At 71.5% G+C, this 12,201-nt stretch carries 13 protein-coding genes and 1 pseudogene; 8 read left to right on the forward strand and 6 right to left on the reverse strand.

Translation table 11 applies throughout. The annotated features are described in order from the left end of the window. The 7 genes from ACRDP3_RS17125 to ACRDP3_RS17155 form a co-directional block, all read left to right on the forward strand. Positions 1-269: ABC transporter C-terminal domain-containing protein (locus ACRDP3_RS17125; protein WP_431517822.1), on the forward strand; the 269-nt coding region annotated here is incomplete at its 5' end. A 228-nt stretch (positions 270-497) separates the two neighbouring features. Next, entirely contained in the window at positions 498-2,294 is a 1,797-nt protein-coding gene (locus tag ACRDP3_RS17130) for a PQQ-binding-like beta-propeller repeat protein (protein ID WP_431517823.1), read from the forward strand. A gap of 163 nt (positions 2,295-2,457) precedes the next feature. After that, positions 2,458-3,141: a response regulator transcription factor gene (locus ACRDP3_RS17135; protein WP_431517824.1), complete on the forward strand. Its 684-nt coding sequence runs from the start codon at positions 2,458-2,460 to the stop codon at positions 3,139-3,141. A gap of 167 nt (positions 3,142-3,308) precedes the next feature. Next, on the forward strand, positions 3,309-4,436 hold the full coding sequence (galT, locus tag ACRDP3_RS17140) for a galactose-1-phosphate uridylyltransferase (protein ID WP_431517825.1): 1,128 nt from the start codon (positions 3,309-3,311) through the stop codon (positions 4,434-4,436). Continuing rightward, positions 4,423-5,418, forward strand: coding sequence for a UDP-glucose 4-epimerase GalE (gene galE, locus ACRDP3_RS17145; protein WP_431517826.1), 996 nt, complete (start codon positions 4,423-4,425; stop codon positions 5,416-5,418). Before galT ends, galE begins: the two co-directional genes overlap by 14 nt. Then, entirely contained in the window at positions 5,415-6,581 is a 1,167-nt protein-coding gene (galK, locus tag ACRDP3_RS17150; protein WP_431517827.1) for a galactokinase, read from the forward strand. The genes galE and galK overlap by 4 nt, the downstream gene beginning before the upstream one ends. 307 nt (positions 6,582-6,888) lie before the next feature. Beyond that, complete coding sequence (locus tag ACRDP3_RS17155; RefSeq protein WP_431517828.1) at positions 6,889-7,671, forward strand: LuxR C-terminal-related transcriptional regulator; 783 nt, start codon at positions 6,889-6,891, stop codon at positions 7,669-7,671. Between the two features lie 18 nt (positions 7,672-7,689). On the opposite strand, the gene dgoD is transcribed toward ACRDP3_RS17155, so the two are convergent. The 5 genes from dgoD to ACRDP3_RS17180 form a co-directional block, all read right to left on the reverse strand. Beyond that, entirely contained in the window at positions 7,690-8,835 is a 1,146-nt protein-coding gene (dgoD, locus tag ACRDP3_RS17160; RefSeq protein ID WP_431517829.1) for a galactonate dehydratase, read from the reverse strand. 57 nt (positions 8,836-8,892) lie between these two features. Beyond that, positions 8,893-9,660 carry an SDR family NAD(P)-dependent oxidoreductase gene (locus ACRDP3_RS17165; RefSeq protein WP_431517830.1) on the reverse strand — a complete coding sequence of 256 codons (768 nt, stop codon included), beginning with the start codon at positions 9,658-9,660 and terminating at the stop codon, positions 8,893-8,895. Positions 9,661-9,733: 73 nt separating this feature from the next. Continuing rightward, positions 9,734-10,105, reverse strand: a complete 372-nt coding sequence (locus ACRDP3_RS17170) for a type II toxin-antitoxin system VapC family toxin (RefSeq protein WP_431517831.1) — start codon at positions 10,103-10,105, stop codon at positions 9,734-9,736. A gap of 59 nt (positions 10,106-10,164) precedes the next feature. Then, complete coding sequence (locus ACRDP3_RS17175) at positions 10,165-10,410, reverse strand: FitA-like ribbon-helix-helix domain-containing protein (RefSeq protein ID WP_431517832.1); 246 nt, start codon at positions 10,408-10,410, stop codon at positions 10,165-10,167. 89 nt (positions 10,411-10,499) lie between these two features. Beyond that, the gene (locus ACRDP3_RS17180; RefSeq protein ID WP_431517833.1) at positions 10,500-10,997 is read right to left on the reverse strand and encodes a MarR family winged helix-turn-helix transcriptional regulator; all 498 of its coding nucleotides are present in this window, start codon (positions 10,995-10,997) and stop codon (positions 10,500-10,502) included. 73 nt (positions 10,998-11,070) lie between these two features. On the opposite strand from ACRDP3_RS17180, the gene ACRDP3_RS17185 reads away from it, so the two are divergent. Next, the gene (locus ACRDP3_RS17185) at positions 11,071-11,910 is read left to right on the forward strand and encodes a methyltransferase domain-containing protein (RefSeq protein ID WP_431517834.1); all 840 of its coding nucleotides are present in this window, start codon (positions 11,071-11,073) and stop codon (positions 11,908-11,910) included. A gap of 181 nt (positions 11,911-12,091) precedes the next feature. On the opposite strand, the pseudogene ACRDP3_RS17190 reads toward ACRDP3_RS17185, so the two are convergent. Further along, positions 12,092-12,201 (reverse strand): annotated as a pseudogene (locus tag ACRDP3_RS17190) (TetR/AcrR family transcriptional regulator); the annotation flags it as partial.

Below are 12,201 nucleotides of genomic sequence, written 5' to 3' on the forward strand. Positions count from 1 at the left end.
CCGCCGGAGCCGCGTCCGCCGCTCCGGCACCGGCGGCCGCCGCACCGGCGAAGCCCGCGGCGATCGCCCGGGCCGGCCAGAAGGAGATGCAGCGCATCGAGCGCCAACTCGACCGCATCGAGCAGAAACAGGCGACGCTGCACTCCGCGATGGCCGAACACGCCACGGACTTCGCGCACGTGGCGGACCTCGACACGGAACTGCGTGAACTGGGTGCCCAGCGCGAAGAGTTGGAGTCGCGCTGGCTGGAGCTGGCCGAGGGCGAGTGACGGCCCCGCCGGGCAGCCCGCTAACGGCGGGACTACGGCTCGGTTTCGAGGCAGTCTCGTCCGGTGTCCGGGGTGTGGAACCGGACGCTCGGTTCGTGGTGTCCGGTGATAGAAAGAACGTCCGCGTACCTACCAGCCAGCCAGAGGCGGGCCTGATGTCCGATTCGCTCCGCCCTACGGGGGCTTGAGGGGCGGGCGTCCGGTCTGTTCATCAACGAGGGAACCGCCATGTCGCAGCCGCCTCCGCCGCCCGGTCAGCCTCCGCAGCAGCCGCCGCAACAGCCGGGGGGTTACGGCTATCCCCAGCAACCGCCCCAACAGCCGGGCGGCTACGGCTATCCCCAGCAACCGCCGCAACAGCCCGCGCAGCAGCCGCCTCCGCCGCCCGGTCAGCCTCCGGAGCAGGCCGGTTACGGCTATCCACAGCAGCCCGCGCAGCAGCCGGGTTACGGGTACCCGCAGCAGCCGCCGCAACAGCCGGGCGGTTACGGCTATCCCCAGCAGCCGCCCGCCGGTTACGGCTACCCGCAGCAGCCGGGCCAGCCGGGCCAGCCGGGCCAGGACCCCTACGGTCAGGCTCCCTACGGTCAGGCCCCGGGGATGTACCCCACGGCACCGGCTTCGTACGGGGGCGGCCCCGGCGGCCCCGGCAGTGGCGGCGGCAACGGCAAGGTGATCGCGATCATCGCCGCGGCCGTCGCAGTGGTGCTGGTCATCGGCACCGTCGGCTGGTTCATGATGAAGGACGATGGCGGCGGCACCGAGGCCAAGGGCGACACCAAGGGTTCCTCCTCGGGCGGTGGCGGGAAACAGCCGGTGAACCAGGACGCCAAGGAGCTCTTCAAGATCGAGGCGCCGACGGTCAGCGGTGAGGACCCGATCGGCGTCGCCGGCGCCTGGGCCACCGACAAGATCTTCGCCAAGACCGTCGTCAACGGAATCGTCGGCATCGACGCGGCCTCCGGTAAGCAGGACTGGAAGCTCCCGCTCGACGGCGAGGTCTGCGGCGCCTCCCGGCATGTCACGGATTCCGGCAAGACGGCGGTGGCCTTCGGCGAGACCAAGTCCTCCCGGGCGCCCTGCAGTCAGATCGCGGTCTTCGACGTGAACACGGGCAAGAAGGACTGGCAGGAGAAGATGCCGAGCAGCGAGAGCTCCTCGTCGCTCGGCTTCAACATGACCATCAGCCAGGACGTCGTCGCGGCCAAGTGGCTGGGCGGCTCGGTGGCTTACAAGATCTCGGGCGGCAGCCCGCTCTGGAAGTCCAAGTCGACCAGCGGCTGCAAGGACGAGGGCTTCGCGGGCGGCAAGGAGCTGATCGCGGTCGTCAAGTGCGGCGACTACAGCAATCCGACGATGAAGGTGCAGAAGCTCAACCCGACGACGGGCAAGTCGAAGTGGGAGTTCGAGGCGCCCAAGGGCGTGGAGAGCGTCGCGGTGATCTCCACCGACCCGGTCGTCCTCGCGGTCGGCGCGGGCACCAGCCTCCAGACCGACGTGATGACGGTGGGCGAGGACGCCAAGCTCAAGGCCAAGATCTCGCTGGGCGAGCGCAAGTACCAGCCCGAATGCGGCACTGAGGTCGAGTCCTGCGCGACGGCGGTCGCCGACAAGGAGAACGTCTACCTGCCCTCCGGCGAGCACCAGGGTGCGACCTCCAGCACGAACGAGATCCTGGCCTTCGACTTCAACACCGGCAAGCCCAAGTGGAAGTCCGACGCGGGCGGCAGGCGCACCATCGTCCCGATCCGGATGGAGGGCGACAAGCTGATCGCGTACAAGAAGCCGACGTACGACTCGGGTGGCCAGATCGTCGGCATCGACCCGGCCAAGGAGGGCAAGCAGACGGTCTACTTCCGCAACCCGGACGACAGCGCTGAGACCGAGAACAACTTCGCCGGCATCACGATGCGCGAACCGCCGATCTATGTGAACGGCCGGCTCTTCCTTCAGCAGACGCTGATCTCGAAGGACAGCGTGAAGAGCTACGCGAAGTACCTGGGCATCGGCTTCGGACCCAAGTGAGCACCTGAGCAACGGCACTCGCAGCACCTCACTCGCCCGCCGTCCCGCCCCTTCTCTCACCGAAGGGGCGCGGAACGGCGGGCGAGCGTGTAGCTTCCGTGAACACAGAAGAGGGGCTGTGCCCGGGTGGGGGCCCTCGCGGGAGCCTGGGGAGATGTTGCGCATGAGCGTCCGGCTCATGGTGGTCGACGAACACAGGCTGCTCGCCGAGGCGTTGGCCTCGGCGCTGAAGCTGCGGGGCCATCGCGTGCTCGCCGCCGCCGCACCCAGTGCGGGTGCCGCGGAGCTGGTGCTGAGCCGGGCGCCCGAAGTGTGTCTGCTCGGCACGGCCGTGCCGGCCGAGCCGGGGGTCTTCGATCCGGTGCTGCGGATCAAGCGCGAGAAGCCGCAGATAGCGGTCGTGGTGCTGGGACCGGTGCCCAGCCCGCGCGGCATCGCCGCCGCCTTCGCCGCGGGCGCGTCCGGTTACGTACGGCACGACGAACGGATCGAGGGCGTCGAGCGCGCCATGATGAAGGCGCGGGCCGGGGAAGCGGCTGTGGCACCGCAGTTGCTCCGGGATTCCTTCACCGACCTGCTCAACCCGGCCGCCGAGCCCGACGACGAGGGCGCCCGGCTCCTCCAGCTCCTCACGCCCCGCGAGGTGGAGGTGCTGATGCGGGTCGCGGAGGGTGAGGACACCCGGTTGATCGCCGCCGGGATGCGCATCGCGCCGAGCACCGCCCGTACGCACGTGCAGCGGGTGCTGATGAAGCTGGGCGTGGGCTCCCGGCTGGAGGCGGCGGCGCTGGCGGCCCGTACCGGCCTGCTGGACCGGGCGGTCCGGCCCGGCGCACACCGGGGCTGAGCGCCGGAGCCGAGCGCGCCGACTGGGTGCGGCGAAAGCGCGTGCCCTGAATGCCCCTTATGTAATCTGATGGCCCGTACGGCGTCGCCGCGCGTTCGACTTGCCTGTTGAGTTGTGATTGGTTGCGTGCGATTATGTTGAGATCGGCAGGGTGAGGAGCGCGCACAGTGAAGAGGACCTCGAGCCGGCTCACCGACGGTCGTGAGATCATCTACTACGACCTGCGTGACGACACGGTGCGCGAAGCGGTCGACCGGCGTCCGCCGGAGGCGGCGGGGGCGGGGGCGATCTCGGCGGAGATCCGGTACGACCCCCTGCTGTCCGAGTGGACCGCCGTCACGGCGCACCGGCAGGCCCGTACGTACCATCCGCCCGCCGACGCGTGCCCCCTCTGCCCCACCCGCGACGACGAGCGGCTGAGCGAGATCCCCGAACCGGACTACGACGTCGTCGTGTTCGAGAACCGCTTCCCCTCCTTCGCCGGCGACGCCGGCCGCTGCGAAGTCGTCTGCTTCACCTCCGACCACCGCGCCTCCTTCGCCTCCCTCACCGAGGAACGGGCCCGGCTGGTGCTGGACGCCTGGACCGACCGCACCGCCGAACTCTCCCGGCGGCCCGGCACCGGGCAGGTCTTCTGCTTCGAGAACCGCGGCGCCGAGATCGGCGTCACCCTCCAGCACCCGCACGGCCAGATCTACGCCTATCCCTTCACCACCCCGCGTACCGCCCGGATGCTGCGGTCGGCCGCCGAGCACGCCACCCGCACCGGCGGACGCAACCTCTTCGACGACGTCGTCGCCGACGAACTGGCCGACGTGCGACGTGTCGTCCTCGCGGCCGATCACTGGGTCGCCTTCGTGCCGCACGCCGCGCGCTGGCCGTACGAGGTGCACCTCTATCCCCGGTCACGGGTGCCGGATCTGCCGGCGCTGAGCGAGGAGGCGCGCGCCGAGTTCCCGCGTGTCTACCTCGAGCTGCTGCGCCGGTTCGACCGGATCTTCGGCCCCGGAGAGCCGCCGACGCCCTACATAGCCGGCTGGCACCAGGCACCGGTCCGCGGCCACGACGGCGGCGACGGTGACGGTGTCGCCACGGTGCGTGCGGATTTCGCTCTGCACCTCGAGCTTTTCACCATTCGCCGAACTTCCGGCAAGCTGAAGTTCCTCGCGGGTTCCGAATCCGGGATGAACGTGTTCATCAACGATGTGCCGCCCGAGACCGCGGCCGAGCGACTGCGAGAGGTAGCCAGTGACTGCAAACTCCCGAGGGGCGACGCCTCCCGTGCCCCCGCGTAAGTATCTGGTGACGGGCGGAGCGGGATACGTCGGCAGCGTTGTGGCCGCCCACCCGCTGGCGGCCGGGCACGCCGTGACCGTGCTCGACGACCTGTCCACCGGATTCCGGCAGGCCGTGCCCGAGGGTGCCGGGTTCACCGAGGGCCGCGTACAGGACGCCGCCCGGGTGCTGGACTCCTCGTACGACGGCGTGCTCCACTTCGCCGCCCACTCGCAGGTCGGCGAGTCGGTGGCCGACCCGGACAAGTACTGGCGCAACAACGTCGGCGGGACCATCGAGCTGCTGGCAGCCATGCGCGACGCGGGCGTGGGCAAGCTCGTCTTCTCCTCCACGGCCGCTACCTACGGCGAGCCGCTGCACACCCCTGTCCACGAAGACGCGTTCGAGGCGCCGACCAACCCCTACGGTGCCTCCAAGCTCGCCGTCGATCACATGATCAGCGGCGAGTGCCGTGCGCACGGCCTGGCCGCCGCCTCGCTGCGCTACTTCAACGTCGCCGGCGCCTACGGTCCGTACGGCGAGCGGCACGATCCCGAGTCGCACCTGATCCCGCTCGTCCTTCAGGTCGCACAGGGCCGCCGCGAGGCCGTCTCCGTCTTCGGCGACGACTATCCGACACCCGACGGCACCTGCGTCCGCGACTACATCCACGTCGCCGACCTGGCCGAGGCCCACCTGCTGGCCATGAACGCGATGTCCGAGGGCGAGGTCACCGCGGGCGAGCACCTGATCTGCAATCTGGGCAACGGCAACGGTTTCTCCGTCCGCGAGGTGATCGAGACCGTGCGGAAGGTGACCGGTCACCCCGTGCCCGAGGTCGCCGCAGCACGCCGTGACGGCGACCCCGCCGTGCTGGTGGCCTCGGCGGACCGGGCAGGCGAGCGGCTGGGCTGGCACCCCTCGCGGGCCGACCTGGCGGGAATCGTGCAGGACGCCTGGGACTTCGCGAGGCGCACCGCGGCGGAACCGAAGCAGCCATGACCGCTGGGTCCGGCGACGGGTTCCGCGCGGTCTACGGCGCCGCACCCGACGGCGTCTGGGCCGCGCCGGGCCGGGTCAACCTGATCGGTGAACACACCGACTACAACGACGGCTTCGTCATGCCGCTCGCGCTCCCGCACACCTGCCGCGTCTCGGCCGCCCGCCGCGACGACGGAGTGCTGCGGCTGCACTCCGCCGACGCGGCGGGCGGCGTCACCGAACTGCGCGTGGACGACCTGACCCCGCTGGGAGTCGTCGGCGACCGCGGCGGCTGGGCGGCCTACCCGGCGGGTGTGGTGTGGGCGCTGCGCGCGGCGGGGCACCGGGTGGGCGGCGCCGACCTGCATGTCGAGAGCAGCGTGCCGACCGGAGCCGGACTGTCCTCGTCCGCCGCCCTGGAGGTCGCCACGGCCTTCGCGTTCAGCGACCTGTACGGGCTGGGGCTGCCCGCGCCGCGCCTGGCCCAGCTGTGCCGGCGCGCGGAGAACGACTTCGTCGGCGTCCCCTGCGGCGTCATGGACCAGATGGCCTCCGCCTGCTGCACAGCCGGGCACGCGCTCCACCTGGACACCCGCGACCTCACCCGCCGCCAGGTTCCCCTCGACCTGTCGGTGGGGGGCCTGCGGCTGCTGGTCGTCGACACCGGCGTCAAGCACGCGCTTGGCGACGGCGCCTACGCCGAGCGCCGTGCGGGCTGCGAGGCGGGCGCGGCGGCGCTGGGCGTACGGGCGCTGCGGGACGTGCCGTACGGCCGGCTCGGCGCGGCGCTGGAGCGCATATCCGATCCGTGGCTGCGTCCGCTCGTGCGGCATGTCGTCACCGAGAACCAGCGCGTCCAGCAGGCCGTCCGGCTGCTGGACGTGGGGGAGACGGCGGCCATCGGGCCCGTACTGACGGCCGGACACGCCTCGCTGCGCGACGACTTCGCCGTCTCCTGCCCCGAACTCGACCTGGTCGTCGAGGCGTCCGGTGCGGCCGGGGCGCTCGGGGCCCGGATGACCGGCGGCGGCTTCGGCGGTTCGGCGGTCGTGCTCGCACGGGCGGCGGCGGCCGAGTCCGTCGGCAAGGCGGTCAACGACGCCTTCGCCGTGGCCGGTTACCGCGCACCACGCGTCTTCGAGGCGGTGCCGAGCGCGGGAGCGGGCCGGGTCACCACCGCTTGACGCAGGCGGCCGGTGCAGGGTGGCGGATACATCCGGAACCGGAACACCCCGCTCATATTGGGGCGTTGGGCGAGCAGTTTCGCCAATCGGGTTCCCTTGTCACACCCCGGCCTTACCCTGGATTTGATGCGTCCCCTGGCTTCGCCGGGGGCGCCCCATTACACCGGTGGGGGCCGGTGCCTTTCAGGGGGCGAGACAGCCGGGTTGCGACACCGGGGTGGGGTAGCGGGACGCGGGCGGTGTCCATCCGGCGCGGCCCGTACGTTTTTCCGCGCCGGCTGACGTACCCACACTGCCAGGGGGTGCCATGCAGTCCATTCGGGTGCTGGTGGTCGACGACCACCGCATCTTCGCCGAGTCCCTCGCCGCCGCACTGGCGGCCGAGCAGGACGTCGAGGTCACCGCGGCGGGCAGCGCCCCGGCGGCGCTGCGCTGTCTCGAGCGGGGTGCGGCCGACGGCCGCCGCTTCGACGTGCTGCTCATCGACGCCGACCTCCAGCCCGTCGACGGGGCGATCCGCGCACCGGCCACCGGGGGCAGCGGCAACGGGCAGCCGACGGCGGCCGGTTCGAAGGACGGCGGCGCGGCCGGACCGGGCGGTATCCAGCTCGTCAGCCGGGTGCGCACCGAGCACCCGGCGGTCCGCGCGGTGGTGCTCGCCGAGCGTGACGACCCCCGGCACGCCGCCGCCGCCCTGCAGGCGGGGGCGGGTGGCTGGGTCGCCAAGGACTGTTCGCTCTCCCGGCTGCTCCAGGTCATCCGGGGGGTGCTGAAGGACGAGACGCATCTGCCGCCGGCGCTGCTGACCGACGTATTGAAGGAACTCACGGCCTCCCGCAGGCACCGCAGCGAGAGCGAGCGGCTGGTCGAGTCGCTCACGCCACGCGAGAGGGAAGTGCTGCGCTGCATGGTCGCAGGGCTGGGACGCAAGGCGGTCGCGGAGCGGCTGTATCTCTCCCCGCACACGGTCCGTACGCACATGCAGAACGTGCTGGGCAAGCTGGACGTGCACTCGACGCTGGCCGCGGTCGCGCTGGCGCGCCGGGCCGGGGTGGGGCCCGTCGACCTGGGGGCGGGTGCGGCGCACTGACCGCCGCCTGCCCACCGCTCACCACTCCGCGAACGAGCCGTCCGGGTGCCGCCAGACGGGGTTGTGCCAGTCGTCGAAGCCGTCGGCCGCCCGTACGGCCCGTTCGTCGACCTCGATGCCGAGTCCGGGACCGGTCGGCCGCAGCAGGTGTCCGGCGTGGAAGCGGAAGGGCTCGGGGTCGGCGACGTAGTCCAGCACCTCCGCACCCCGGTTGTAGTGGATGCCGATGCTCTGCTCCTGGATCAGGAAGTTCGGTGTGCAGGCCGCGATCTGGAGGCTGGCGGCGAGCGTGACCGGACCCAGCGGGCAGTGCGGGGCGATCTGCACGTCGAAGGTCTCGGCCAGCGCGGCGATGCGGCGCACCTCCGAGATGCCGCCCGCATGGGAGAGGTCGGGCTGGAGCACGGCGATGCCCGCCCGCAGCGCGGGCAGCACGTCCGTACGGGAGAAGAGCCGCTCGCCGGTCGCGACGGGGATGCCGGTGGCGGCCGTGACCTGCCCGAGGAGGTGGGTGTGTTCGGGCAGCACCGGCTCCTCGATGAACATCGGGGCCGCGTCCGCCAGCACCTCCGCCGCGCGGCGCGCACCCGCCGCGGTGAGGCGGCCGTGGAAGTCGATGCCGAAGTCCCGCTCAGGGCCCAGGACTTCACGGGCGATGGCGGCGCGCTCGGCGATGCCGGCCAGCTCGGCGACGGTGGGCAGCCGGTTCGTACGGCCGCCCGCGTTCATCTTGACGGCGGTGAAGCCCGCGTCGGCCTGCTCCTGGATGTGGTCGCGGAGGGCGGCGGGCTCGTCCCCTCCGACCCAGCTGTAGGCGCGGATCCGCTCCCGTACGGGCCCGCCCAGCAACTGGTGCACGGGCGCGCCGTAGTGCTTGCCCGCGATGTCCCACAGTGCCTGGTCGAGCCCGGCGACGGCACTGGAGAGCACGGGGCCGCCACGGTAGAAGGAGCCCTTGGTCATCAACTGCCAGTGGTCCTCGATACGGAGCGGATCGGCTCCGACGAGGAACTGCTCGGCAAGCTCGTGCACGGCCGCCCGTACCGTCGCGGCGCGCCCCTCGACGACGGGTTCGCCCCAGCCGACGTGGCCCTCGTCGGTCTCGATGCGGCACAGCAGCCAGCGCGGCGGCACGGCGAAGGTCTCGACACGGTCGATGCGCAAGGGGGTCTCCCGCGGGGGTGGTTCGGGTGGTTCTGATGGCTCAGGTGGTGCGGCTGTTCATGCCGAAGTCTTGTATACGCTCCAGCCGCCGTCCACGACGAGGCTTGTGCCGGTCACGAAGGAGGCGTCGTCGGAGAGAAGGAAGGCGATGGCGGCGGCGACCTCGTCCGGGTGACCGTGGCGTCCGGCGACGGTCTGTTCGACGGTCCTGCGCCGGTCCTCCTCGCCGACGCCCTCCCAGGCACGGGTGAGGACGGGGCCGGGCAGCACACTGTTGACGCGGACCTCCGGCCCGTAGTCGACGGCGAGTTGGCGGCCCAGGCCGGTGAGCCCGGCCTTGCTGGCGGCGTAGGCGGGGCGGCTGGGTAGACCGGCGAGCGCGTCCACGGACGAGATCAGCACGACGGCTCCGCGGCTCGTACGCAGGTCGTCCAGGCACGCCCGTACGCCGAGGAAGGCGCCGGTGAGATTCACCCCTAACTGCCCCTCCCAGTCGGAGAGGGAGAGCTCGTCGGCGGCGCCGGGCCGCATCAGCGCGGCGTTGCTGACCAGACCGTCGACGGGGCCGAAGCCGTCGCGGGCGGTACGGACGGCTCGCCCCCAGGCCGGCTCGTCGGTGACGTCCCCGAGGACGAAGGCCGCGCGGGCACCGGACGCGGTGATCTCGCGGGCCGTACGGTGGCCGCCCTCCTCCTCATTGTCGAGGATGACGACGGCCGCGCCTTCATCGGCCAGCCGGTGTGCGGTCGCGGCCCCGATGCCGGCGCCACCGCCGGTGACGATGACGGTGCGTCCCGCGAAACGTTCTGATCGGCGTCCGCCCATGCCCCGGATGCTACGGGCCGCGGCACCGCCGGCGCAGCGGGGCGCGGCGCGTCCGCCGTACGGGTGACCCCGGTCAGCCGGGGAGGGGGCCGGGCTGCCAGGGATCGACCAGTTCGATGCCCGTGTCGACGAAATCCTTCGTGTTCCGTGTGGCCAGCGTGGCCCGGCGTGTGCGGCAGATGGCGGCGATCTGGGCGTCTGCCACCGAGATCGGCAGCCCAGCCTTCTCGCGGCCGGTGACCACGAGGGCGTAGTGATCGGCGGACGCCGCATCGAAGGGTTCGACGCGGCCCCTGAGGTCCTCATGGATCAAGGCGTGCACCGCGTCGGTCAGAGCGGTCTTCCTGCTCCCGGCCGGCAGTCGGGCCACCCCGTAGAGCAACTCGGCAGCGGTGACCGCCGTCGTGAGCACTTCCTCGGTGGGAAGGGAGTCGAGCCATGCCACAAGGGTCGCTTCGGGGGTCGGTCGGATGAGCTCTGAAAGGACGTTGGTGTCGAGGACGATCACTCGTCGAACACCGCCGCACGGGGAGCCTCATCGCGAGCCGGCGGTTCAAGCTCTCCACCGCCGATGGCGGCGAACCGTGCATGAATGTGGCTGCCGAGCCCTCGGGCAGGTGGTGCCGGCATCAGCAGGTCGTGCAGGATCGCCCGTACTTCCGCCTCCATCGAGCGTCCGTGCTGGGCGGCTCTTATGCGCAGCCGTGCGCGCGTCTCGTCATCAAGGCCACGAACCGTCAGCGTCGCCACCGCAGCCACCTCCATTGCAGTCGTTGACTGCAATGCTAGCACTTAAGTGAAGCGGGCTGAGTGCGTGACGGTGTCTTCCTCGGGGTTCATCACCCCGGGATGTTGTCGAAGGGGGCGGTCAACTGGCGGAGCAGGGAGCCCAGTTCCCCGCGCTGGGCGGTGGAGAGCTCGGCCAGGAGCGCGCGCTCCTGCGCGAGCAGCCCGGCCAGCGCGCTGTCGGCGCGGTCGCGGCCCTCGTCGGTGAGCCGCACCATCACCCCCCGCCGGTCGCTCGGATCGGGCAGCCGCTCGACGAGGCCCTTCTTCGCCAGCCGGTCGATCCGGTTCGTCATGGTTCCCGAAGTGACCAGGGTCTGGGTGAGCAGCTGGCCGGGGGAGAGCTGATACGGCGTCCCGGCCCGGCGCAGCGCGGTGAGGACGTCGAACTCCCAGGGCTCCAGGTTGTGTTCGGAGAAGGCGATCCGGCGCGCGCGGTCGAGATGGCGCGCGAGTCTGCTGACGCGGCTCAGCACCTCCAACGGTTCCACGTCGAGGTCCGGGCGCTCTCGACGCCAGGCTGCCACCAGTCGGTCGACCTCGTCCTCCATGGTGATCAGTGTAGTAGTTGTGTCGACATGAAGTCTCTTGACATCGAGATACTTTTCACTGGAGGCTGGCGCTATGACGACACCTGTCTGGGATCCGCACCAGTACCTGCGCCACGCCGGGCACCGCGCCCGCCCGCTCGCCGACCTGCTCGCCCGCGTGCCCGAGCTCCCGCACGCGGACGCCCCGCGCATCGCCGACCTCGGCTGCGGCCCCGGCGGCCCCTCCACGCCGCTCGCCGCCCGCTGGCCCCGCGCCCACATCACCGGATACGACAACTCACCGGCGATGCTGGACGAGGCCCGTAAGCACGCGGGCCCGACCGGCGCCGGCGGCACCCTCGACTTCGCCCACGCGGACCTGGCCACATGGCGGCCCGCCCCGGGGGTGAGCTTCGACCTGATCTTCTCCAACGCGGCCTTGCAATGGGTTCTCCCTGCCGAAGGTAAGGGACGGGTGGACGGTCACACAGGCGCGTTCCCCGCCTGGATCGACGCACTGCCGACCGGCGGCACCTTCGCCTTCCAGGTCCCGGGCAACTTCACCGCGCCCAGCCACGCGCTGCTGGCGGACCTCCGCAACTCCCCGCGCTGGCGCGACCGCCTCGGCGCGGAATCCCGCGTCAACACCGTCCTCGACCCCGCCGGTTACGCCGCCGCGCTCGCGCCGCTGGGCTGCGAGGTCGACGCCTGGGAGACGACCTATCTCCATCTCCTCCAGGGCGAGGACCCGGTCCTGGACTGGGTCAAGGGCACGGCGCTGCGCCCCGTCCTCACCCTCCTCGCCGACGACCCGGCGGCACGTGAAGCCTTCCTCGCGGAGTACGGGGAGATGCTGCGTACCGCCTACCCGTCCGCCCCGCACGGAACGGCGTTCCCCTTCCGCCGCATCTTCGTCGTGGCCGTGAAGCGGTGATCGCCTCCCTGGACCACGTCCAGCTCGCCGCCCCACCCGGCCTGGAGTTCCTGGAGCCCATGGCTCGACAGGTCCTGCCGACATCCCGTGAATCCCAGTGGCTGCTGGTGCCGAGGTCATCATCGTAGGCCGGGCGGGACAGCGATCCCGTAAGACCTGACCCCCGGCCCGCGGCGCCCGCTCAGCTCCGCCGGTGGCCGATCAGCCGCGGCTTGGACTCCATGCCGTCCAGGCCGTGCCAGGCCAGGTTGACCAGGTGGGCCGCGACCTCGGCCTTCTTCGGTTTGCGTA

The organism is Streptomyces sp. (assembly GCF_050698815.1).
Taxonomy (GTDB): Bacteria; Actinomycetota; Actinomycetes; order Streptomycetales; family Streptomycetaceae; genus Streptomyces.